The 25023-nt window shown below is 38.6% G+C and carries 22 protein-coding genes; 10 read left to right on the top strand and 12 right to left on the bottom strand.

Going from position 1 to position 25023, the window contains the following annotated elements; genetic code table 11:
* Positions 1-49 precede the first annotated feature (49 nt).
* Both CK510_RS05965 and CK510_RS05960 read right to left on the bottom strand, forming a co-directional pair.
* Entirely contained in the window at positions 50-1228 is a 1179-nt protein-coding gene (locus CK510_RS05965) for a patatin-like phospholipase family protein (protein ID WP_095720820.1), read from the bottom strand.
* 373 nt (positions 1229-1601) lie between these two features.
* Positions 1602-1979 (bottom strand): calcium-binding protein, encoded by a 378-nt coding sequence (locus tag CK510_RS05960; protein ID WP_095720822.1) that lies wholly within the window; start codon positions 1977-1979, stop codon positions 1602-1604.
* Between the two features lie 230 nt (positions 1980-2209).
* On the opposite strand from CK510_RS05960, the gene rbsK reads away from it, so the two are divergent.
* Both rbsK and CK510_RS05950 read left to right on the top strand, forming a co-directional pair.
* On the top strand, positions 2210-3139 hold the full coding sequence (rbsK, locus tag CK510_RS05955) for a ribokinase (RefSeq protein WP_095720819.1): 930 nt from the start codon (positions 2210-2212) through the stop codon (positions 3137-3139).
* 77 nt (positions 3140-3216) lie between these two features.
* Positions 3217-4152 (top strand): nucleoside hydrolase, encoded by a 936-nt coding sequence (locus CK510_RS05950; protein WP_245911861.1) that lies wholly within the window; start codon positions 3217-3219, stop codon positions 4150-4152.
* A gap of 161 nt (positions 4153-4313) precedes the next feature.
* Here CK510_RS05950 and CK510_RS05945 read toward each other — a convergent pair whose 3' ends face one another.
* The 3 genes from CK510_RS05945 to cysS form a co-directional block, all read right to left on the bottom strand.
* On the bottom strand, positions 4314-5660 hold the full coding sequence (locus CK510_RS05945) for a TldD/PmbA family protein (protein ID WP_095720818.1): 1347 nt from the start codon (positions 5658-5660) through the stop codon (positions 4314-4316).
* Between the two features lie 159 nt (positions 5661-5819).
* The gene (locus CK510_RS05940; protein ID WP_095720817.1) at positions 5820-7262 is read right to left on the bottom strand and encodes a TldD/PmbA family protein; all 1443 of its coding nucleotides are present in this window, start codon (positions 7260-7262) and stop codon (positions 5820-5822) included.
* A gap of 360 nt (positions 7263-7622) precedes the next feature.
* Positions 7623-9089: a cysteine--tRNA ligase gene (gene cysS / locus CK510_RS05935; RefSeq protein WP_095720816.1), complete on the bottom strand. Its 1467-nt coding sequence runs from the start codon at positions 9087-9089 to the stop codon at positions 7623-7625.
* A 162-nt stretch (positions 9090-9251) separates the two neighbouring features.
* Here cysS and CK510_RS05930 point away from each other — a divergent pair, with 162 nt between their 5' ends.
* The 4 genes from CK510_RS05930 to CK510_RS33895 all read left to right on the top strand — a co-directional run bounded on the left by CK510_RS05930 (position 9252) and on the right by CK510_RS33895 (position 11196).
* Complete coding sequence (locus tag CK510_RS05930; protein ID WP_095720815.1) at positions 9252-10322, top strand: CobW family GTP-binding protein; 1071 nt, start codon at positions 9252-9254, stop codon at positions 10320-10322.
* A 384-nt stretch (positions 10323-10706) separates the two neighbouring features.
* Positions 10707-10853, top strand: a complete 147-nt coding sequence (locus CK510_RS32575; RefSeq protein ID WP_211293105.1) for a hypothetical protein — start codon at positions 10707-10709, stop codon at positions 10851-10853.
* On the top strand, positions 10854-11009 hold the full coding sequence (locus tag CK510_RS32570) for a hypothetical protein (RefSeq protein WP_211293104.1): 156 nt from the start codon (positions 10854-10856) through the stop codon (positions 11007-11009).
* A 55-nt stretch (positions 11010-11064) separates the two neighbouring features.
* Entirely contained in the window at positions 11065-11196 is a 132-nt protein-coding gene (locus CK510_RS33895; protein ID WP_281256988.1) for a hypothetical protein, read from the top strand.
* On the opposite strand, the gene CK510_RS05925 is transcribed toward CK510_RS33895, so the two are convergent.
* Together CK510_RS05925 and ppsA are read right to left on the bottom strand one after the other, a co-directional pair.
* On the bottom strand, positions 11180-12748 hold the full coding sequence (locus tag CK510_RS05925; RefSeq protein ID WP_095720814.1) for a dolichyl-phosphate-mannose--protein mannosyltransferase: 1569 nt from the start codon (positions 12746-12748) through the stop codon (positions 11180-11182). The two genes, CK510_RS33895 and CK510_RS05925, sit on opposite strands and share 17 nt — an antisense overlap.
* 542 nt (positions 12749-13290) lie before the next feature.
* Entirely contained in the window at positions 13291-15744 is a 2454-nt protein-coding gene (gene ppsA, locus CK510_RS05920) for a phosphoenolpyruvate synthase (RefSeq protein ID WP_095720813.1), read from the bottom strand.
* A 484-nt stretch (positions 15745-16228) separates the two neighbouring features.
* Between ppsA and CK510_RS05915 the strand changes: the two genes are divergently transcribed.
* Complete coding sequence (locus CK510_RS05915) at positions 16229-17257, top strand: Clp protease N-terminal domain-containing protein (protein ID WP_095720812.1); 1029 nt, start codon at positions 16229-16231, stop codon at positions 17255-17257.
* A 134-nt stretch (positions 17258-17391) separates the two neighbouring features.
* On the opposite strand, the gene CK510_RS05910 is transcribed toward CK510_RS05915, so the two are convergent.
* Positions 17392-18018, bottom strand: coding sequence for a type I restriction enzyme HsdR N-terminal domain-containing protein (locus CK510_RS05910; RefSeq protein WP_095720811.1), 627 nt, complete (start codon positions 18016-18018; stop codon positions 17392-17394).
* Between the two features lie 203 nt (positions 18019-18221).
* Between CK510_RS05910 and CK510_RS05905 the strand changes: the two genes are divergently transcribed.
* Positions 18222-18881 (top strand): DUF726 domain-containing protein, encoded by a 660-nt coding sequence (locus tag CK510_RS05905; RefSeq protein WP_095720810.1) that lies wholly within the window; start codon positions 18222-18224, stop codon positions 18879-18881.
* Positions 18882-19095: 214 nt separating this feature from the next.
* Here CK510_RS05905 and asnS read toward each other — a convergent pair whose 3' ends face one another.
* A complete protein-coding gene (asnS, locus tag CK510_RS05900; protein WP_095720809.1) occupies positions 19096-20499 on the bottom strand; it encodes an asparagine--tRNA ligase in 1404 nt (467 codons plus the stop codon).
* Positions 20500-20687: 188 nt separating this feature from the next.
* Positions 20688-21050 carry a sll0565 family protein gene (locus tag CK510_RS05895; protein WP_095720808.1) on the bottom strand — a complete coding sequence of 121 codons (363 nt, stop codon included), beginning with the start codon at positions 21048-21050 and terminating at the stop codon, positions 20688-20690.
* Positions 21051-21343: 293 nt separating this feature from the next.
* Between CK510_RS05895 and CK510_RS05890 the strand changes: the two genes are divergently transcribed.
* On the top strand, positions 21344-21628 hold the full coding sequence (locus tag CK510_RS05890; protein WP_095720807.1) for a DUF6439 family protein: 285 nt from the start codon (positions 21344-21346) through the stop codon (positions 21626-21628).
* 153 nt (positions 21629-21781) lie between these two features.
* On the opposite strand, the gene CK510_RS05885 is transcribed toward CK510_RS05890, so the two are convergent.
* Positions 21782-22240: an ATP-binding protein gene (locus CK510_RS05885; protein ID WP_095720806.1), complete on the bottom strand. Its 459-nt coding sequence runs from the start codon at positions 22238-22240 to the stop codon at positions 21782-21784.
* 406 nt (positions 22241-22646) lie between these two features.
* A complete protein-coding gene (gene rlmD, locus CK510_RS05880) occupies positions 22647-24029 on the bottom strand; it encodes a 23S rRNA (uracil(1939)-C(5))-methyltransferase RlmD (RefSeq protein WP_095720805.1) in 1383 nt (460 codons plus the stop codon).
* A gap of 127 nt (positions 24030-24156) precedes the next feature.
* Between rlmD and CK510_RS05875 the strand changes: the two genes are divergently transcribed.
* On the top strand, positions 24157-24645 hold the full coding sequence (locus CK510_RS05875) for an allophycocyanin subunit alpha-B (RefSeq protein WP_095720804.1): 489 nt from the start codon (positions 24157-24159) through the stop codon (positions 24643-24645).
* Positions 24646-25023 lie beyond the last annotated feature (378 nt).

The following is a 25023-nucleotide window of genomic DNA, read 5'->3' as shown; positions in this document are numbered from 1 at the left end:
CTATTTATATTTGTTTATATCCTCTTAGAGAAGTCGGGGAGATATTTTATTACGCATTTTGCAAAAACTTTTGTAGAGAAGCTTGTATTTTCGGTTGCTTCATATAAACCTGTGCAGCTTCCAGTAAATTCTCAATATTTTCTGAACTAGTATCATCAATATCATCGCTTAAACGCTTACCAGTTAAATCACGATCGAGCTTAAATTGCAATCGCAAAATTCGCTCATGTGCTATCTGTTTAGTGATATATTCGTAAATCTCCGAAGAGCCATCAAATAATACTCCAATTAGTGGTTGTGCCCATTGAATTAAACCCCAATGTTCGGCATATTCGTAAGGAATAACCCTTGTACGTTCCCCCGTACCAATAGAAAGAATGCGAATATCCTCAACCCGATGTCCTAACTTTAAAGCTTCTGCGATCGCACAACTCGATGGGTTATTTGCTGCGACTCCTCCATCAATAGCTGAATACACCGATTTAATCGAGTAAATTGATGTTTTGTCGGGTATTATATCCCAATTCTGGGAAACAGTAGCATGTCGAAACGAACCGATATACTTACTTATTGTACGAGTTTGTCCACTACCCGTTCCATCAATAATTCTAATTTGAGTATTATTATAAACATTATCAACCGAGGCAGCATCATCATCCAAAATAATGGCATCTTTTAATCCATCTTCAGCATTTCCACTAACTCTTTTACCTAGTCGATGTGCAGGAAAATAAGTTGGTGCTGAAGCAGAACAAACGCATATTTCCCATAATGGAACGTTTCCGTATCCTTTATCTTGTCGCCAACTTTTAAAAAAGATTGGTTCACGCTCAATTGTATCAAATGAAATCACCAATAACATCGGGGAAGTAATATCAAAAAGCGTCGTACTTCCAAAAGCTGATTGTAGTACTTGTATTAAACCTTTATCAGAAAACTTTGGAGCAGAAATTCCATGCTTGAAAATTAAAGGGAGACGTTTGAGCGTTAATCTTTTTCTGTAAGGGAAAATAATCGAACTTTTTTGCCGATACAATTCGACAATTTCATCACTTTTACAACCCCGTGCGATCGCGGCTGCTAAAATAGAGCCTGTAGAGGTTCCCGCAATCAAGTCAAAATACTCATTCAAAGGTTGTTTAATCTCTTTTTCAATCGCAGCTAGCATTTTTGCTGCGACTATTCCCCTTATTCCTCCCCCATCTAAACTTAATATCCTAAATGGCATAACTTCTCAATTTCTCTGCTTTGAATATTTTGGTTAAATATTTTAGGGACTTTAATTTATCAGTCTATAAGTATTATTTATCATTTAATCCAAATTAAAAACTCCTCCCGCTACATTTTCTAATGATTGAACAAAGCTAAATAAGCAAAAATATAAAAATAAATGAGTACTCCAGATGGATACTCACATTAAAAATATATCCGCATCTTGAATAATTGCAGATAATTATATTTGCCCAAAGTTATTTAATTTATCTGTAGCAGTTCTCGCAATCAAGTAGGGGCAAACGGTTGTTTGCCCTCATTTATATTGTATCCAAACGAGAATTGCTATGTATTGATTGCCGAGAAACGATAAAATTTTATATAAGTAGTTAAAATTTATATCCTCTCGCGAGCCAATAATACCAATCATCAAGAGCTTCCTGGGTATCGCTATCAGCATCAAGCACTTGTAAATCGGTTAACTTTGCGACCTCAACATCATCATCGCTACCACCGACTTCCACTATCTCAACCAGCATATCCCGTAAACACTCCTCATCGGTAGCCATTCCCAAAACCTCGACATCTTTTTCCGGAGCAATTCCCTTACGTCCTTTTTTTGCCCATTTCGCATTGAACGGAAAGTTAAGACAGTCATCTAGATAATAGTACCAGCCCATTGCTCGGTCTTCCTTATCTTCCGCATCAACAAGAATCTCGCTTTTGATTCGTTCTTCACGATTTGCATCTAATTCTACATTCGACATAACCATATCCCCCCTGCACGGTATCAGGCTTAATCAAGGTAAATCTTACCGATTTCAGACCATAAGCTCAACTATTATTCAAAATTTGTTTGGAAGATTTATTTTATTGAGATTATGCTTATTTATTTACCACGATTTTCAGATTCCGAAAGTCTCTCAAAAGCAAAAACTCATGTAGGATATTCACCTAGCCCTAAAACCAGACTTAAAAATTTAAAAAATCAAGAGACATGAAAGTTATCGTCTTCGGCAGTATTAATATTGACTTAGTAGCCACAGCCCCGCGATTACCCGTTGCTGGCGAAACACTGCTGGGGCATGATTTTTTCAAAGCGCCAGGTGGAAAAGGTGCAAATCAAGCTGTAGCTGTGGCACGCTTGGGTATTACTTCATACATAGTCGGACGTGTAGGAACACATAGCTTTGGAGCCGAACTGATTGACAGCCTACAAGCATCGGGAGTACGGACTGAAAATGTCTCAATTGAGGCAACTGTAAGCTCTGGGGTGGCGGTGATTACGGTAGATGACGCAGGGGAAAATCAAATTATCGTCATACCTGGAGCCAATGGATTTGTAGACCAGGAAGATGTGGGTAGACTGTCAAATTTATTACCAGGAGCTAAAGCTTTACTATTGCAATTTGAAGTGCCAATGGCTGCCGTGGTGGATGCTGCAAAAGCTGCACATCATGCTGGAGTCAAAGTCATTCTCGACCCTGCACCCGTACAAGCAGATGTGCCCGATGAACTTTATTCACTGGTAGATATAATTACCCCCAACGAAGTTGAAGCCAGACAGTTAGTCGGTTTTCCAGTCGAAGATAAGGAATCCGCAGCCAGAGCGGCAGAAATTTTATTAGAACGTGGGGTGAAATGCGCCATTATTAAACTTGGAGCTAGGGGGGTATATTGTGCTAGCGGAAAAGAATGCTTTTTTATTCCAGCATTCCCCGTACAAGCAATTGATACAACTGCTGCTGGAGATGCCTTTAGTGGAGCATTAGCAGCTGCGATCGCACTTGACTTGCCTTTACACGAATGCGTCACTTGGGGAGCGGCAGCAGGTGCGATCGCAGCCACAAAATCAGGGGCACAACCATCTTTACCTGATAAATATACCTTCGATCTGTTTCTCAAGGAAAGGGGAATTAGGAATTAGGAATTAGGAATTAGGAATTAGGAATGTAGAGACGCGATATATCGCGTCTCTTTAGGGGGAATTAGGAGTTAGGATTTATGAAACAACTAGTATTAATGGATCATGATGGTGCTGTTGATGATTTTCTTGCTACCATCCTGCTGATGACGATGGAACATATCGAACCCTTGGGTATAATTGTCACCCCAGCCGATTGCTACATCGAACCTGCTGTCAGTGCTACTCGGAAAATCTTAGATTTGATGGGAAAATCTCACATACCTGTTGCTGAGAGTACCTTACGGGGAATTAATCCGTTTCCCAATCTTTACCGTCGGGATTCTTTCGTCATCGATAATTTTCCCATTCTGAACCAACGGGAAACATATTCTACCCCTTTAGTTGTTGAACCTGGGCAAGATTTTATGATTCGGGTGTTAAAAGAAGCACCCGCACCTGTAACATTATTAATGACAGGACCATTAACGAATCTTGCTTACGCATTAGATAAAGCACCTGAAATCGAAGCTAAAATTGAACGTTTGATTTGGATGGGTGGTGCATTGAATGTTCCCGGTAACGTCGAGAAAAATTGGGAACCTGGGCAAGATGGAACAGCCGAATGGAATGCTTATTGGGATGCTATTTCTGTAGCGCGGGTTTGGGAAAGTGCGATCGCAATTATTATGTGTTCGTTGGATATTACGAATAATGTTCCTGTCAATCCAGAGTTTGTGCAGAAACTTGGCAAACAAAGACAATATGATATATCTGATTTAGCAGGACAATGTTATGCATTAGTAATTCCCCAAGATTATTATGCTTGGGATGTATTAGCAACTTCTTATTTGGGTAATCCCGAAGCGTTTCAATTGCGGGAAATGGAAACAGAAATTATTGCCACAGGAAGAAGTCAAGGACGTACAAAGGTTGTATCTGGAGGACGTAAAATTTTGGCAATGGACAAAGTTGATAAAAATTGGTTTTATTCGTACATATTGCAACAATGGAAAAGCCATAGTCATCCTCTTTAATTTTTCGATTCGCACAACACGTAGGGGCAAACGGTTATTTGCCCTCTTTTATTGATTACAAAGCAACGGTTATTTGCCCTCTTTTATTAACCCTTTTATTAACCTTTTTATTAACCTTTTTATTAACCCTATATTTCAAGACAGTTGAGTTAATCAACAAACTACAAAGTATAAGTAAAATCATCAACCAAAATACCAGGAACTACACAACCTCCCAAATGTCGTGATTCGTAAGTACCGACTTCGGGAATAAATTCTTGAAAATTAGTTAAATCAATCAATTTCCCCCCCCAAAATTGATAAAGGGTTTCATCAAAGCGTAAATTCTCAATTGGTGCGACTATTTCACCATCTTCTACCCAAAAACAAGCATATCTCGTCATTCCCGTAATTCGACCATTGGGTAAATCACTCCAATTGAGATAATGTAAATTGGAGACGTATAACCCTGTACCTAAGCGAGATAAGATATCTTCAAAAGCAAGATTTCCCGGACAAATTTCAGGCGATCGCAATGATTCACTTCCATCTGCACCATTAGGAATTTTCCCGTATTCTTTGGCTGTACGAGAGTTAATTAATGTGTTTGCTAAAATACCTTTGGCAATTACTGGTAATTCTGGTGCTGCCATTTCTCCGAGTTCATTAAATCGAGGAACTAAACCCCGTTGAAAGTTTTCTTTAAGCGAAAAATGGGGTGAAAGTTGCTTTTCGCTACGCCACAAAGAAGCTAATGAACTATTACCTTGTTGGATATCGGCTTCGCTGACAGCACTCCAAGACATCATGGATAATAAATCAGCAACTGCGGCAGGTGCAAAGTAGGTTTTATATTGTCCTCTCTCTAATTTTTTTGCTGGACGTGCTAATAATTCTAATTGTTTTTTCGCATCTTCAATTTTAGTTATATAAGCTTCATTATTCCATTGACTACCTGCAAAAAACCCTTTTACTGCTTGTTCTTCGGGTGAGAAGATAGAATAATCGAGGGTAAAAGTATTAGTAACAAACCAGTGTTTTTGACCGCAAGAATCGGCATATCCTTTTATCACAATTCCACTGGCATAAATACCTGTAAAATCTAATTCGCTAACTGGTAAAAGAATTGTTTCTGTGACTAAATCCGCATCTAATAATTTACCAGTATTAACTTCTCGACTGGTGTTATTTCCAGATGGTAAAACCAAATAAATATCTTCTGGCAATAAAGGTAATTCTTCCCGTAATTCTTGCAATACACCATAGGCAATTCTCCAGTCAATTTCACTATCACCTGTGAATGGAAATTCTTGGTAGCAACTGCGCTGATTATCCATCAAAGTTAATTGTACAGAACCGTCAGCAACCCTACCTGTTTGTCTAACTTTGGCATGATTAAAGCGAGTAAATTGGCTGCGTTCGCAATTTAATTTAACAGTGAAATGTTCGCTGCTTAGTTTTTTTGCTAACAACATTTCTACTACTTTATTAAAGCTAGTTTCTAATCTAGATAATTCTTCGGTACTCATGTTATAAATTCAAAGTTAGGAATTAGGGATTAGGAGTTAGGAATTAGGAATTAGGAGTTAAGAATTAGGAGTTAAGAATTAGGAGTTAGGAATTAGGAATAATAAAAAATTAGATTTATAAATCATAAATTCCAACTCATAACTTCTAACTCATAACTATTAATTCCCTCCTCCAAATACTTCAACATTGGCAAAAACACAAGCTGGAGAACCATGTCCAACCCAGATTGCTTGGTTAGGTTCACCTTTACCGCAGAATGGAGTACCATACATTTCCCAAGTCGAAGAATTACAAACTTTGACTAAACTACCCCAAAATTCTGGTGTTGTAGCCCGATAATTTGGGTTGCGTAAAGTTTTGGTGAGTTTGCCATTTTCGATTAACTTGGCATACTCACAACCAAATTGGAACTTGTAGCGACGGTCATCAATCGACCACGAACGGTTAGACTCCATATAGACACCATGCTCAATGTTCGCGATCGCATCCTCAAATGTCCCTTCCCCTGGCTCTAAATTCAAGTTTGCCATCCTGTCAATTGCTGGACGGTTCCACGAACAGGCACGGGCACAGGCAACACCAGGAATTCCTGCCCTAGCTTGACTTTCTAAGCTACCCACACCTCGTTGCAATACACCACCTTGAATTAAATATTCCCTTGTTGCCACAGCCCCTATATCATCGAATCCATAACTGGCAATTTCACCGGGAACGGTAGGATCGAAGGTGATATTCATTAACTCGGAACCGTAAACCAAGTGACCAAAATCACCCACCTTGACAAAACTACCACCTGCATAATTACGTTCATCTCCCAAAATTCTGTCAATTTCTAGAGGATGTCCGACACTTTCATGAATTTGCAGCATCATTTGGTCAGGGGCAAGTACTAGGTTTGTCCGTATATCGGGGCATTCTGGTGCAGACAGTAACTCTAATGCCTCTTCCCCAGTTTGTTGAACCCTATGCCACAATTCCCCATCACTGAATAATTCCAATCCACCTTGGTATGTATGTGCGTGCCAACCTTTGCTAGTGCGCTGCTGGACAATGCCACCATCTTGTGCAGTTGCACCGTAGTAGCTACTAATAAACATAAACTTTTGATACACTTCCGAACCGTTACTACTGACAAACCAAGTTTCCCGCTCAGTTGTGACGATTTCAGCAACGGTTTGCACGATCGCATCGCTAACTTTTAGAGTTTTACAAGTGTCAATCAGGACATTATTGATATCACCTGGACTGATTGAATCAAAAGATTTAATGTAAGGTGAACAATATTCGCCAACTACTTTTGGACGTGCAGTTGCGGCAGAAAATTTATAGATCGACCATTCTTTAGCACAGAAAGCTTGTTTATAAGCTGTTTCAACTGCGGTTTGTAAATCCTGTTGTTGGAGCGAATTTGTCGCCGCATAACCAATACAACCATCAACCAAGACCTCAATCATAGCCCCAATTGTGCTGGATTTTCCATTACGTTGAGGAATGCGATCGCGAACGTTTCGATGGGAAGATGTTTCTTTGACGGCTCGAATCCCTACCCAATCTGCGGCAACTGTTATATTGTTAATAGCTTTTGTTAATTCTGACAACATAAAAATAATTCAAAAATCCCATATAGCCTAAAGCCACGGTAAAAACCATAGCAATAGAAGTTTCTTAGTATATGGCATATTGGACTTTGTTTTAATAAAATAGCCGCAAATTTTAGAAATACTTTCTAAATCAATACGGTTCAGTTGAGTTAAGCTATTTCTTTATTCTCTCCGCGTTCTCTGCGTCTTGGCGGTTCGTTAAAAAATAGCAGAGTTTAGCTCTTAACTGAACCGTATTGCCTTCTAAATACCTCTAAATACCTTCTGCAAATCTATTTTTTGCGTCATTTGCGGTTATTTAAAATCAACAATTTCTGTAGAGACGTTCCATTGGAACGTCTCTGGATTTTGATTCAATTCCTATCGATGCCAGCGAGTACCCTCTTTGCCATCAACTAAGGTAATACCCAGGGATAGAAGTTCATTGCGAATTCTGTCGCTTTCCGCAAAATCCTTAGCTTGCCTTGCATCGGTACGTTTGTGAATTAACACTTCAATATCCGTATCACTCAAACCACCTTTACCATTATTTTCCTCAACTTCCGGCTTTGCTTCCAAACCAAGAACATTAGCCAAAGTAAATAATGTATACCAAAACTTCTGTAATTCTGCGGTAGAAACTTCGGTCTTCCCTTCATGCACCAAAATATTAGCTTCCTTACCCAAATCCTTGGCAAGTTCAAACAATACTGCCAAACTTCCAGAAAAATTCAGGTCATCATCAGCAAAAGCCTGAAAACGCTCAACCAGGTTTTTGTCAAGTTGATTGCCAACGTCAGTAAAACCTAACATTTGACCGTACTGAGAATCAAATAGCAAACCCTTTTTGAGAGTATTCCAGCTATTAACAGCACCTGCGATCGCATCCTCGGTAAAATCTAAAGGTTTGCGGTAATGTGCCTGCAATACAAATAACCTTACTGCCATTGGGTCAACAGCTTCGGGATACTTAGACCATTTGCCATCAAGTAAATCGCGAATCGTAATAAAATTACCCAACGACTTAGACATTTTCTGTCCATCTACCATTACCATGCCATTGTGCATCCAATAACGTGCTAAAGGTTTACTGAACGCACCTTCCGACTGGGCAATCTCATTTTCGTGATGGGGGAAAACCAAATCACCACCACCACCATGTATATCAATGGTGTCTCCCAAGCGCTCTTTTATCATTGCAGAGCATTCAATATGCCATCCTGGACGACCTTTGCCCCAGGGGGAATCCCAAAAAGGTTCTCCCGGTTTGGCACTCTTCCACAAAGCAAAATCGAGGGGATATTGTTTTCTATTACCTTCCGTATCTTCTGGATCGACACGACCACCTGCCCCAGCTTGCATTTTATCAAGTTCCCGTCCCGATAATGCCCCATAAGTAGGGAAACGTTGAACTCGGTAATAAACATCACCACTCGCTGGATAAGCCAAATCTTTTTCGACCAAATCCGCAATTAAATCCTGGATACCTTGGATATGTTCAGTTGCGCGGGGGTAATCGTCCGCATCCATCACATTTAAACGCCGAATATCTTCAAAATAAGCATCGATAAAGAGGTGTGATACTTCCTCCATCGTCGAACCCTGTTCTTTGGCTCGATTGAGAATTTTGTCATCAATATCGGTAAAATTCTGAATGTAGCGGACTTCATAACCACGCCAAACGAGGTAGCGACGAACCACATCCCAGACGATGTAAGAGCGTCCATGACCTACGTGACAGTAATCATAAACTGTCACACCGCAGCAATACATTTTGACCTTTCCTGCTTCGACAGTCTTAAAGACTTCCTGACGACGGGTGAGGGTACTGTAAACGGTTAGGGTCATAGCTAAATGGTTCGTATTTTTTGTATTCTACAGCTACTAGGCAATAATCAGGTATAGCGACGGTCAGTAGATGTTTTCTGTTCCTTCCTATGTTAGTGTTTTGTATATGCTATGCGCTACATTATTTCTGATAAATTTTGAATTTTTATTAACAATGGTTTTATGCAAGTAGTTACTTCTGAATCGCAGCTAATGGGTTCCACCAAGCAGGGAATGCCTGTAACAATTATCACTGGCTTCTTAGGTAGTGGAAAAACAACTTTACTCAATCATATTTTGAATAACCAGCAGGGTTTGAAAACTGCTGTATTGGTAAATGAGTTTGGTGAAATCGGTATTGACAATGAGTTAATTGTCGGTACGGATGATACTAATAATATGGTGGAGTTGAGTAATGGTTGTATTTGCTGCACAATTAATAATGATTTAGTTGATGCAGTTTATAAGGTTTTGGAACGTCAAGAAAATATCGATTACTTAGTAGTTGAAACTACGGGATTAGCTGACCCTTTACCTGTGGCAATGACTTTCCTGAGTACGGAATTACGCGATTTAACTCGCTTAGATTCGATTGTAACTGTAGTTGATGCTGCAAATTACAGTCTCGATTTATTTAACTCGGAAGCTGCACTTAGTCAGATTACTTATGGTGATGTGATTCTACTTAATAAAACCGATTTAGTTTCCGAATCGGAGTTAGCAGATGTGGAAAGAAAAATCAACGAAATTAAAGAAGATTCGCGAATTATTCGGACTAAAAATTCGCAAGTTCCTTTACCTTTAATTCTCAGCGTCGGGTTATTTGAGTCTGATAAATATTTTGATGCAATTGATGAAAATCATCACGAACATGACCATGATGACCATTCTAGCTGCGGTCATGACCATCATGAACATCACCATCACGAACATGAGCATCATCATTCTGAACATTTAGAGAATGATGGATTTACATCTATTTCTTACCAAGTAGATCGACCATTTGCGATTAGAAAATTCCAATATTTTCTCGATAATCAATTACCTGCAACGGTATTTCGTGCTAAGGGAATTATGTGGTTTGCAGAAAGTCCTAAACGTCATATTTTTCACCTTTGTGGTAAACGATTTACGATGGATGATGATGAGTGGAAAAGTGAACAGAAAAACCAAATAGTTTTAATTGGTCAAAATCTCGATAAAGAGACTTTGCTCGAACAAATTAAAAACTGTGTCACTGTTGCTTCTGAATAGTAGTGTAGATTAGGGTTGGAAATACCAACTCTAAATACATTTTGAAATGTTTAATTTTGAGATTTTAAAATATAGAATCAATCCTTCCCTAGATGTTGAATCACTCAAAGTTGGAGAAAACCAATTATAAAGACGCAAGCTTATGCGAAGTCATAACGACTTGCATGTGGAATTACAAAGCTCAATCAAGCGATCGCACTTAGTATTCCTCGAAAGTTGATTTCAAGCATTTCTCTAGATATTGAATTACTCAAACTTGGATAAAACCAATTATAAAGACGCAAACGTATGCGAAGTCATAACGACTTGCATGTGGAATGGAAAAACTCAATCAAGCGATCGCACTGCTATTTCCCTGAAAGTCGATTTCAACCACTTCCCTAGATGTTGAATTACTCAAAGTTGGATAAAACCAATTATAAAGACGCAAACGTATGCGAAGTCATAACGACTTGCATGTGGAATGGAAAAACTCAATCAAGCGATCGCACTTATTATTTCCTCGAAAGTAGATTTCAATCACTTCCCTAGATGTTGAATTATTCAAAGTGGGAAAAAACCAATTATAAAGACGCAAGCGTATGCGAAGTCATAACGACTTGCATGTGGAATTGCGATCGCACTTATCAATATTTTAAACCGCCAAGACGCAGAGAACGCCAAGGAAGAGAAGGGAAAAATACTTAACTGAATTGTATTGACTTATTATTTCCCTGAAAGTCAATTTCAATCACTTCCCTAGATGTTGAATTATTCAAAGCTAGAAAAAACCAATTATAAAGACGCAAGCGTATGCGAAGTCATGACGACTTGCGTGTGGAATTGCGATCGCGTAGCTCAAAGAAGCGATCGCACTTCTATATCCAAGAATTAAACCACATTCGCAATGGTCTATAACCTTGATTAGTTAGGGGTAAACCTAAATAAATCGGCAACCACCAAATTAAACTACCAATAATAAGAAATGTGACTGTGACACCAGTAGCGCGAAATAACGATCGATAACTATGCAAACATTGGTCAACAACCCATGCGATCGCAATAAAAGCAAAGACGACTCCGGTCATGTAGTGGTAAATAAATACACATCTGGTTACTTTCACCCAGGGTAATAAATTGACTGCGTAATTTAGAATTAAGTAAATTGCAATCCAAGCTTCTGTAGTAATTTTCTCTGGGAAAACAAACTGCTTTTTTTTGATGCTAGGAACAATCAAATTCCATACCAGCATCCCCAGTATAATCACTAATGCGATGACACCAAACCACCACAAAAAAGGGTTTCCCATTGCGTGAACGTCATAAATTACTTTACCAGCACCTGATGGTAATGGTGGTCCCATGACGGGTAAGGGGTCGTTGAAACTTTGGGCGGTTTGGTAGTAATATGCCATTGGTCGAATCATCAAAGCCCATTTGTACCATGCTGCACAGTAGGGATGGACATTGGCATTGTTACCACCCATGCGTTCATGAAATCCAAAGATTTGTTTGTGGACTTCGATAAAATCGTATTTTGTGTCTAGTCTGAGGTGGGGTATCCAAATAATGCTGTAGATAATGAAGGGAATAATCCCTAGGAATGCTATTATTTGAAAGATGTTTAACTGGGTGAGATTTTGTAAAGGTGAGGGTTTGTTTTCGTTTTTTCCCTCATATCTTTGCTTATTTTTGACCATAAATAGCAATTGTTGGCGATTTAAGCGTGTATCAGCAACAAGAGTTTGGTCTTGATATAGTTGTTGTGGTTCTCGATATAGTTGTTGTGGTTCTCGGTAGGCAAATTTAGAGGTTTGGAGAAAGCGAATTAACCAAGCTATAATCCATAACCCATAAGCTCCAGCAAGGTAGAATACTCCATTCCATTTAGTTCCAATGGAAGCTCCAAAACTCGCTCCTGATAGGATTAAATATAAGTAACGCTGTCGTTTGTGGTTGAGTGCCAGAAGTAAGAGAAAATGGGCAAGTAAACCAAAGATTACTATATATTGGTTGATTAATGCGTAACGCGCTTCGACGATGAAAATACCATCGCAAGCAGCAAATAATCCAGCAATTAAACTAAAAGTGCGACGATGACTAAGTTGATAGGCTATTCCAGCGATTAGTAGGGGGATAAATGAGCCCAAAAAGGCATTCATCCAACGGTAAACTAGGGGTGACATGAGGGTTCCCGTCAGCCCGTTTACTGTATCATCCCACCAAGGGATATTTTTACCAATGAAAATTCCTAAAGCAATAATTAATTTACCAAGTGGTGGATGACCATCAAAAAACGGTACACCAGTGAGATAATTATTACCAAACTTCGCATAATATACTTCATCGAAGACGAGAGTATTAAACCTCTCTAGTCCCCAAAAACGTAGAGCGAGTGCTAGTAAAAACACACCCACTAAGCCAATTTTAAACCACTTTTTTGTCATTAGGTAAATTTATTTATTGGTTAGGAATAAAATCTAAATAATTTACATATATTGTGGAATGGGCATCCTGCCCGTTTTTGATTTGGTAGCAGTATTGATGCTTGCCCCACAAGAAAAATTGCTTTCTTATTTTATTCACAATCCTTAATGGTTAGGAACGAGAATTTATTAATATACAATTATTTGTAGGTTGGTTGTCAGCGAGTGCGTAACCAAACATAAATTTATACAATTAATAGTTGTATTGTATTTAATTCAGATTCTTTAATGGTTAGGAGTTACAGGAAATACCCGGTTACAGTTCTTGTACAGTTATAATACCTGAAACCCCTGTAAAGACAATATAAATTACCAGGGAGTTGTAGAAAATAAAATATCCCAATTATAGATTTATCTATCAATCGTATCATTAAGGATGGGGAGACCCCACCCCTGCAATTCGGTAACTTTCTCCCTAAACGCGAGAACCTGAATAATTCTTCGTTGCATCAAGCATTCGATGATGGGAGAAACCCGGTTTTTTGAACCTTCCTAACTGTTAACTATTCGCTTTCCACTTGTGCGATCGCAAGTATTGTCTTCAAAACGGAATCGGGATTCAAGCTAATCGAGTCAATTCCTTGTTCAACTAAAAATTTAGCAAATTCTGGGTAATCGCTGGGAGCTTGTCCACAAATACCGATTTTACGGTTTTTCTGCTTTGCTGCTTGAATCGCCATTTTGACCATGCGTTTCACACCTTCGCTACGTTCATCAAATAATTTTGCCACTAAAGCCGAATCTCGATCTATCCCTAATGTTAATTGAGTGAGGTCATTTGAACCAATGGAGAAACCATCGAAAATTTCGGCGAATTCCTCTGCCATGATGACATTATTCGGTAATTCGCACATTACATACACCTGTAAGCCGTTTTCACCCTGCTGTAAACCATTTTTTGTCATTTCAGCCAAAACCAAGTGTCCTTCGTCTGGAGTGCGACAGAAGGGAATCATGGGGATGACGTTAACTAAACCCATCTGATTCCGAACCAGCTTAATTGCTTCACACTCCAGGGCAAAAGCTTCGCGGTAATTTTCATCATAATATCTTGCTGCCCCTCGCCAACCTAACATGGGGTTTTCTTCATCGGGTTCAAATTGTTTACCACCCAATAAATTCGCGTATTCGTTACTCTTCAAATCCGACATGCGGACAATTACAGGTTTAGGATAAAACGCGGCGGCGATTCTGGCAATCCCTTGGGCGAGTTGATCGATGAAATACTGGGGTTTATCGTCGTACATTACCGTCATCTCGGCAATTTTTGCTTTTGCGACTTCATCCTCCAACTCATGGAAGCGCAACAATGCCATTGGATGGATTTGAATTTGATTGGCAATGATAAACTCAGTTCGTGCTAATCCTACCCCATCATTCGGAATTGCGGCTAATTTAAAAGCTTCTTGGGGATTGCCAACATTCATTAATATTTGGGTACGAGTACGGGGTAAATTATCTAGGGGTACTTCTGCAACCGTAAACGGCAATAATCCCTGATAAACCCTTCCTTCTTCCCCTTCCCCACAGGAAACCGTCACATCTTCACCATTCTTTAATATTTCCGTTCCATTTCCACATCCAACAATTGCCGGAACTCCCAATTCCCTAGCAATAATTGCCGCATGACAGGTTCTCCCCCCAGAATTAGTAACTATGGCACTAGCTTTTTTCATAATCGGTTCCCAATCAGGATCAGTGCGATCGCTAACTAACACCTCACCAGGTTGGAAATCACCAATTTTCTCCGTATCCAGGATAATTCGGACTTTTCCTTGACTAATAGCTTCACCTACTGCGCGTCCAATTACAAGGGGTTTTCGAGAAGCAGGATTAATCACGTCTCCAGATTCTGTAAATTTATAGCTCCGCAATACATTCCCAAATTTCTGCGATTGTACGGTTTCTGGACGTGCTTGAACTATAAATAACTCATTGGTAATCCCATCTTTTGCCCATTCAATATCCATCGGGGTAAAATAACCATTTACCTGGGAGTAATGGTCTTCGATTAAACATGCCCAATTTGCTAATTGTAATATTTCGTCATCACTGAGGGCAAATTTATTGCGATCGCTCATTTCGACTTCGACATTCTTAATGGAATTTGCACCTTCTTCGTAGACCATTTTTAAAGCTTTACTACCCAAATTCCGATCGATAATAGGTCTAAATCCCGTTTTTAATGTCGGTTTAAATACGTAATATTCATCAGGATTTACCGTACCCTGAACAACGTTTTCACCTAATCCGTAAGCAGCACTAATTAATACCGCATTTGGGAATCCCGTTTCAGTTTCAATCGAGAACATAACCCCCGATGTGGCTAAATCGGAACGCACCATTTTTTGAATTCCCACAGTCAAGGCAATATCAAAATGGTCAAAACCTTTGATTTCGCGATACGATATGGCTCGGTCTGTAAATAGGGAAGCAAAACAGCGATGAGTTGCATTTAAAACAGCTTCAATTCCCGTAATATTGAGATAAGTTTCCTGTTGTCCAGCAAAGCTTGCATCTGGTAAATCCTCCGCAGTAGCAGAAGAACGCACAGCAACATCAGTATTTGGATTATATAGTTGGCAAAGTCGTTGATAAGACAATGCGATCGCATCCTGTAACTCTTGGGAAAATGGGGTATTTATCAATAATTCCCTGGCTTTTTCTCCCCGTTGCTTTAAATTACTCACATCCTCCACATTCAAGTCATAGAAGAGTTTGCGAAGCTGTTCTTCAATTCCTGCTGACTTAATAAAATAACGATATGCACTAGCGGTTGTGGCAAAACCTAATGGTACATTTATACCCTGTGGTTTGAGTTGTTGAATCATTTCACCCAAAGAGGCATTTTTACCTCCCACTAAAGGTATATCTTTGATACCAACCTCATCAAACCAGAGAATGAAAGCTTCTTCTTTGGAGGATTGGGATAAAATATTCTGTGCGATCGTTACCATTATTACGTACCTCTGATGATATACATCCTGGTTATAGGGATTTAATGATATACACTCTGGTTCTGAGAATTTAATGCCCTATGTGTTGGGTATATCACACACAGATGGTATTTGCCCTACCACTTTTTAATGATTTATTCCAATTTTTAAATTATTAATTTTTATGCAACTATTCTGATGACATCGACTTTAACAGAAAAGGTTATTCTGAGGAGCTTATTCACTCAAATTTGCATTCAAAATTACAAAATATGACTTATTTATTTTCTATGTAAATGAATATTAATTATTGACGTTTCGTGACAAATTCCAACAGAAGAAAAACATGTAAGAATATCGCAAAAGATTGATAAAAACAGTATAAAGTTTAACTATTTTTATTGACTTTTTTCCTTCAGAGTTCTACAAAAGATATACTTGATTGTAAAAAGACGAAAAGAGACAACAATGGCTACTATTAAAGTCAGTAATTTCAGGGAGGTTTATGTTCGATGATTTTAGCAAAGAAGCAAATCAAGTAATACTTATTGCCAAGCAAGAAGCTCGTGTTTTAAACCATCACTTTATCGGAACAGAAAACATTCTTTTAGGATTGGTTGAAGAACAACAAGGAATTGCCAGTCAAATATTAAGAGCAATGGGTATCAATGCGACTAAAATCCGCACAGAAGTGGATAAAATAATTGGTCGAGGTTCTGGATATGTTGGGGAAGAGATACCTTTTACTTCTCGAACAAAACAATTTTTAGTTAATGCTCGTAAACAAGCTTACCAATTCGGAAAAGCAGAAATTGATACGGAACATTTACTACTCAGTTTGATTGGTGATGTTTGTAATAAAACCCAGCATAATTCTGATTCTGTAGGCATTTCCATCCGAATCTTACAACTGCTAGAAGTTGATTTAGATAGTCTTTACCAACAAATTATTGATTATATTAGAGCAGTGAAACAGCAAAATTATCAAGAAGAAAAAATACAATTTATCGACGAAAAGATAGATGATAAAGAAAATAGAGCGAACTATATACAGAATTATGTAGAAAATACTCTTTTAATAACTTCTCCAAATCTTGAAGAAAAAGTTAAACATCTTGCCATGATGCTTACAGGGGCAAAGCAACTAATAGCTGAAATTGAGACTCAGGTTGATAATCAGCAAAATATCTTATCCTCTGATGTACTTGATGCGATTCATCAATTACCAGTGAATGAGTTAACACAATCATCGTTAGAAAGCAAAGATAATTTGCAAGATTTATTTATTAGATTACATGCACTAATAGAAGGAGATAGAAAATTAAATCCCGAAGATATTATGGAAGCAAGGTATCAGCTAATAGTTTTAATTTCTGCGAGTAAAAATATTGGGGAAGATAACTGGAAGCGGAAAGCAAATACTGCCATCAAAATCTTAATTGGTACAATAGTACAACGACCAATTGATAGTCATCAACTGTCAGAATATCGAAGTATATTACCTGCTATTTCCAAATTACTATTATTGAGGTAAATACTAAATATTGATTGATTTTTAGACTAAGGAATGTGGATTAAATAAAGTACAAAAATTAGGTGATGAAATCGCCTAGTGTCACGCACCATTCCCAACTAAATTGGAAATTGTAGTTTATTTAGTTCGCGTTCCTAATGACCTATTGAATCAGCAACTCTTTTTAAAATACTGGCAATACTATACAAATCATTTTCACGTCTTTGTAGCGTAAATAAATCAGAAAACCCATACTGCGGTAAAGCTTGAGTTAATAATTTTAGAAAACGAAACTCACTACCATTAGTGACTAAACCAAATGCAGGACGTTCAGGAGTTGGTATTGCCATCATATAACTTAAAGCTTGAGGAATAGCTTCTTTTAAAGAAAATCCAGCTTCTTTTGACTCAATTACTAATACCCATAACTGCTCTTGCAAAACTAATATATCAATTCTGCCTCGAACCTCTTCACTATTTTCTTCTAAAGCAATTTTAATCGAATTTTCGGTACGAATCCGAAATGGAGGACTATAAAAACCAGCTATTGATAATAGAGGAGATATTACAACTAACTTAACAACTTCCTCGGACATTGGATATTCGCTTAAATAAAGGAAGTTTGCTTTAATTTGGTCTAATATTTGTTTTTCTGCTTCTGTTAACTCAGGTAAATTATCCTGCCATTCTGGAAAAAAAGAAGCATCTTTATTTTCTTGCAAACCAAATTTTGCTTTGACCTCATGCAATGTTAGTTCGCTAGCTTGAATCGTTTGTACCATATTACCTCTATTATTCGTAATGGCAGTTATAACCTGTTTTCTAGGAGTTTTATACTGATTCAGGTTTTTCGTGGGAGAGAAAGCCGATTTCTTTCAAGGCAGTCGCTACATCCAAACTACAATAAAATGTTCGTAAATTGCTAGATTGCGGCTAATTTTTGGGAATACTATCCTTAACATTAGTTTTCCAAAGGAATATATAAATGGATCATCCTGAACTACGACTTTTTTCACGTTCGGCAGGAACTTCCAAAGCTTTAGTTTTTATAGATGGTTTTTTAAGTGAAAATAAAGACCGTCGCAACAATTTACTTTCTGCATTAAACTACGCAGGATGGCATCATTCGATTTATCACTTATGGTGGGAAGCTTCTAGTAAATCTAGTGCATTCGGTATGGATTATCATAAATGTAAAATCCGTGCAAAGTCTATTGGTAAAGAATATTTACAAAGTTTGATTGAATCTGAAATTACCGAACAAAATATTTCTTTATTAGCTCATTCATTAGGTGCACGTGTTGCTTTTGATGGAATTGATAATTGGAAAGGAAATCAGCATTCAATCGAAAATGTAATTTTTCTAAGTGGTGCTGTACGTCGAGATAGTAGTAAAAATTGGGGATATGTTGCTGATAAAATCAAAGGTAAATTAATTAATGTTTATAGTTACGACGATTCAACATTAAAAAAGTGGTTCAAAATAGCTGAATTAGGTAATGCTTGTGGACGTAAGCCAATCAAAGAATATCATCCAAAAATAATAAATGAAGATGCTACATATTTTCTTGGCAAAGACCACAATCTTTCCAAACCACTTGAATATTTACCTGAGTTAGTGAGAAAGGGTTTATGGTGTATGTAAGTTGGCTTTAAATAAAACTGTAAAGATAGGACTCATATTTGGTTTTTTGAAAGATACGTAGGGTGTGTATAGCCTACGGCATCTAAGAAAAGCGATAGCGTAAAGTACCCTACAATTACCCAAATTTTAGGAAGAAAGTAGGTTTCTGTTTTTTTCATCCTCATTGGAGATTTTGATTAAGGAGAAACCCACTTTCTCGGATTGCAATTAAAAACTAAAACTCGGCACTTTGTGGTGTTCTGGGGAAAGGAATCACATCCCGAATATTGCCCATCCCCGTCATAAATTGCACTAATCTTTCAAACCCCAAACCGAAGCCAGCATGGGGAACCGTACCAAATCTTCGTAAATCCAAATACCACCACAAATCCTCTTCCTTCATCCCTTGCGCTAACAACCTTCTTTGCAACACATCTAATCTTTCTTCCCGTTGGGAACCACCAATAATTTCCCCAATTTTAGGAGCAAGAATATCCATTGCAGAAACAGTCTTTTCATCATCATCCAAACGCATATAAAATGCCTTAATTTGTGCCGGATAATTAGTTACAATCGTCGGCTTATTAAATAATTTCTCGCACAAATATCTTTCATGTTCCGATTGTAAATCTGTACCCCAACTCACAGGATATTCAAACTTAACATTACCCTTTTCAATCGCTTTTTCCAATAATTTAACAGCTTCAGTATAAGTAATCCGCTCAAACTGATTATTAATAATATTTTCTGCCGTTTCCAAAACCGTCTTATCAATGCGATCGCGGAAAAATTCCATGTCTTCCGGGCACTTCTCCATCACATATTTAAAAATATGCTGCAAAAATGCCTCAGCTAAGTCCATATCTTCCTTTAAATCGCAAAACGCCATTTCTGGCTCCACCATCCAAAATTCAGCCAGATGTCGCGAGGTATTAGAATTTTCAGCGCGGAAGGTGGGAGCAAATGTGTAAACATTAGAAAAAGCCATCGCCATTACTTCAGCTTCAAGTTGTCCACTTACAGTTAAATATGTGGGTTTTCCAAAGAAGTCTTTACTGTAATCAATAGTATTTTCTTTAGTGCGAGGAATATTATTTAAATCAAAACCAGTGACACTGAACATTTCCCCAGCACCTTCGCAGTCGCTAGCGGTGATAATGGGAGTATGTACCCAGAGAAAACCCCGTTGTTGAAAAAATTCATGTATGGCTGTCGCACAAGCATTACGAACGCGGAACACAGCACCAAAAGAATTTGTCCGACTGCGTAAATGTCCGATATCGCGTAAAAACTCGAAGGAATGACGTTTTTTCTGTAATGGGTAGGTTTCCGGGTCAGATTCCCCGTATACTTTAATACTAATAGCTTTAACTTCAATCCGTTGTCCTTTTCCTTGGGATGCAACTAGCACCCCTTCAAATTCGACGGAAGCACCTGTATTTGCTTTTTTGATAAATTCTTCATAACCCGCAACATCTTCGGTGATGACGACTTGCAAGCTTGCCATCGACGAACCATCATTGACTTCGATAAAAGCAAAACCTTTGAGTTCCCGTTTGGTACGTACCCAACCTTGAACTTTTACAGTTTCGTCGGGTTCTCCACTACGTAATATTTCCGCAATACGTTTTTCGATCATATTTTTTACTCAAAAATAATAATAATTTTGTGGTAATTTCAGATTTGGGACTTTACAGCTATTTTCGGGTAAATTGAACCACATTTTTGACTTATCTCACGCAGAGGCGCAGAGGCGCGGAGAGGAATAAAATAATGGTCTGAGTAAATTAAAACTGCTGTAAACAGGAAGAAAATCCAAAATCCAAATTACCGAGAAAATGACTTTAATAACCAGCCTATGATAACGCCCAATCCACTAAAGCGGATAATCTGCCAAAATGGGTCTTTAATACTACGCCAACTAAACAAGCGACTTTCTAGGTTAATTTCCAGCACTTCCAATTGTTGTTGAATATGCTTTAACTCCGCTTTCATTTCTGGTAACTTACTTTGATTAAGTTCAGAGGTACGTTGTTGTAACTCATCTTGGAGATTGCGATCGCACTCGACTTGCTGATAACGCTCCCTCAACGCTACCAAAGCTTGCTCAATTTCCTCAAGCCCTTGCTCAAATTCTAAAGACTGATTTTCTTCACCAGATGACTCGGATTCTCGTTTCGATGGCTTCATGGACGGTTTGTCAACTACAATTAATCCAAATCTGGTTATAGTCCAACCTGCTCCCACAAGCAAATATATTTTTGTATTTGGCAATAAACTGTGGAGTATGGGGGATATGGCAACCGCATTGAGTTCCGCTGATCGCAAAAACCCACAATCGAACTAATTAGCCATATATTTAACCAATTTTACCTTTTACTATGACCAAAACGATTCGTAATTTGCAATTAAACTGCGAATTGCGAATTGCGAATTGCGAATTGTAATGACCCCCCTTGCCAAATCCTCAACTACCATCTAATATGACCCAATCTACACAACCATCAAAAAACAAACAATTAGAACAAATCAGCGACTTGGAACTAGCACAAGCGCTGATGGAAAGACTAAGTATTCCCGAAAAAGACTGGCACAAACTAAAATCAAACCGCAAAGCCCGTGCGAGTGAGATTATTGCAGCAGCGCTAGTCTATTTGCTCAAAGACCAAAAAGAAGAAGCATTGCAGCGATTAGAACAAGCAACTGGTTGGTTAAATCGTTCTGTTTCCGCACCTCCTTGCCCCACCCACGGGAACCAAAAAAGTTAGATTTAGGACTTGGTAATTATGAGTTATCTGAGTTATTGACACTGCACATTATTTCGATTCCTCCAACCTCACCTTACCAAGGGGAGGTGCCACGGGCGGTGGGGTTATTTTATGCATCTTCATATTAAAATGGTATAACTTTTAACTCTTTAACTATCTTCTTAGTGATAATTTGCGCCGAGACTGTAACTGTTTACACAAGCGTAATTCAGTACCTTTTTTGTTCCATTCAACTTGGTCAAAAATTTGATGGAGAATACTCATACCGCGACCATTTTCCGACTCATCGGGTGGTAAATAGTCTGTGGGGTCGGTTTCGCAATCTAAATCGGACGATTTAGTCTCAAACCCGCATCCTTGGTCGGATATTACCCACCAATACTGGTTATCAATTAGGGAAAAACGAACTATAACTTTTTTGCCAGGGTCTAAATTATTACCATGTTTAGCAGCATTAACTAGGGCTTCTTGAAGTCCTAGACGGAGTTCAGCTTGCAGTTTTGCAGGAATTGCTGCAAGTAGCAAATCTAAAATTGGGCAGAGGTAAAGGGTGGAGGCAAAACTTATTGTCCCCCAATTACGTCCAACTGGACGAAGCGAGATAGTAATCACAAGGAAAACCCCATAGCTTTCAGAGTTAGCTAGACATCAGTTTGCTGTCACAGGCACCCTGATAAAAATTGAGGTGGTCGTGTTGCCTTCAAACTTGCGTCTTTAGAACTAAATTTTGAAAATGCTAGGGAGCAAAGTCTCTCTTAATTTTATTAGGATGAAAGCCTACAAAATGACTGGATTATGTTTGCTAAAACAAGGAGCAACTTAACAGATGCGTTGAATTTGCAAGAGTATAGGGTACTCTTCCACCAGCCTATTTGCAATTTAAACAGCCTAAGTTATATATTTTGAGTGACAATGCAACTTCAATTTCTTTAATCAAAAGGAATTATAATTTCAGCTTAATTCAAGTTTAGCATTTTTACTATGCACTAGACTACAAATTTGAAATTTGAGTTTTTGTTTATGACTCAATGCCCCTATCTAATTGTGATAACACAAGAAATGCTGCAACTTCCACATGTGCAGTCTGGGGAAAAAAGTCAGCAGGTTGGACGCGCTTGAGCTTATATACTCCATCTTGACAAAGTAATTTGAGGTCACGTGCCAATGTGGCAACTTTGCAACTAACATAAACAATTTGTTTTGGTTTTGATGACAACAAAGCCTCAATGACGCTTTTGTCGCATCCTTTGCGTGGGGGATCGAGAATGACGATATCGGGTTTGATATCCATCTTCGGCAATAACTGTTCAACCTTACCAACATGAAACTCAACGTTTTCAATGCCGTTGTATTCAGCATTTAACTTAGCTTGCTCCACTGCTTCTGGTTGGACTTCCAATCCCCAAACACGGTTTACTTGCTTGGCTAGTGGCAAAGTTAATGTTCCAATGCCACAATAGGCATCGAGTAGACTTTCCTCTCCATTTAGACCTAGCTCCAACTGAATTTGTTGCAATAAAGCTTCCGTTGTTTCGGTATAAACCTGAAAAAACGTGTCTGGACGCACTTGAAATTTCAATCCGGCAAATTCTTCCCATAGAAAATTCCTGCCAGCAATGCAACGAGTTTCTCGTCCAAAGATGGCATTAGTGCGATCGCAATTCAGGTTTAACATTACTCCAACTAATGGGGGATAGCGGTCTAACCACTCTTGTGCTAGTCTACCGATTTCTGATATATTCCAGGATTTGACTATTAGCGTCAGTAGGATTTCCCCCGTGCGGCGACCAATACGCAAGCTCAAATGACGAATTAATCCACTATGGTGATTTTCGTCATACGGTTGCCAATTTTGCTTAAGTATGTATTGTTTGACTTCCCGTAATAACGGATTTAAGCGCTCGTCCTGTACTGGGCATTGATTTAAATTCACAATTTGATGGCTACCCTTCTGGTAATAACCTGCAACCACATTCCCAGTTGCCGATTTCCCCACGGGATAAGTAGATTTATTGCGATAACCCAAAGACTCACCCATAGTTAAAACATCATCAACAGGTGGTGAAGCAAAACCCCCGATACGCTCCAAAGCTTGGATAACTTGGTTACGTTTTGCTTTTAGTTGATATTGATAATCAATGTGCTGCCACTGACAACCGCCACATTTATCAGCCACAATGCAACTTGGGCGAATCCGATCGCTTGATGGCTGTAAAATTTCTTTTGCGATCGCATGGGCAAATGTCGGTTTAACATGCACCAGACGGGCTTGGATGACATCTCCAGGCACAGTATCGGGAATAAAGACGACGCGATCGTTCACACGTCCCACACCATCCCCTGAATCGGTTAAATCGGTAATTTCAACTTCGACTAATTCACCTTGCTGCCAAATGCTCATTTTTTGTCGGGTATTGTAAGGTAGATTTTTGAATTACAAATCTTTATAAAGATTGCTTATCTAGAATCGCTTGATGTTGCATTGTAAAATACATGTAGCTAAATAATATTTCTGTCATCCATAAATCATGACTGTAGTAAGCCAAGTTATTCTCAAAGCCGACGACGAACTGCGTTACCCCAGCAGTGGCGAACTCAACAACATCAAAGACTTTTTGAGAAGCGGTGAACAACGAGTTCGCATCGTCACCACCCTTTCCGAAAGCGAAAAGAAAATTGTTCAAGAAGCAACTAAACAGTTATGGCGGAAGCGTCCTGACTTTATTTCACCAGGAGGCAATGCTTACGGACAGAAGGAACGTGCCCAATGTATCCGCGATTTTGGCTGGTATTTGCGCCTCGTAACTTACGGAGTTCTCGCTGGGGATAAAGAACCCATCGAAACAATCGGTCTTCTTGGCGCACGGGAGATGTACAATTCCTTGGGTGTACCTTTGGCTGGAATGGTGGAAGCTCTTAGCTGCCTCAAAAATGCCTCACTTGAATTGTTAAACTCTGAAGACGCGACTGAAACCGCGCCTTACTTTGATTTCATCATTCAAGGGATGTCATCTTAATCTAAAGTTAATGCAATTTGATTTTGCGATTTTCTAGATTAAGGGTTGAGATTTGGTTCTCTAAGCACCAATAACATTCCCAGATATTCATTCTACCTCCCCACACCTGCTAGTTACCCAGGCATTAAACTGTCGAGTTGCTAACAAGTTGTGGGGAAATTTTATTTGGGAATTGGGGATTGCCCTAGTACACCTGAGTTCGATGTAAAAAAATAAGCTATAAATCTTTCCTGACAAGAGTTCCAAGATTTTATTAGGCTTGAGTGATTGTCAATAATTTTAAGCTATTGATAAATAATTGCTAGTTGACAACTTCAATAAGTAAATTTTTCCAACAAAATCCTAAGTAATATTACTAACAACAATCAATATTGTCCC

The organism is Brunnivagina elsteri CCALA 953, assembly GCF_002289455.1.
GTDB lineage: Bacteria > Cyanobacteriota > Cyanobacteriia > Cyanobacteriales > Nostocaceae > Brunnivagina > Brunnivagina elsteri.
This window is presented reverse-complemented; position numbering and strand designations above follow the sequence as displayed.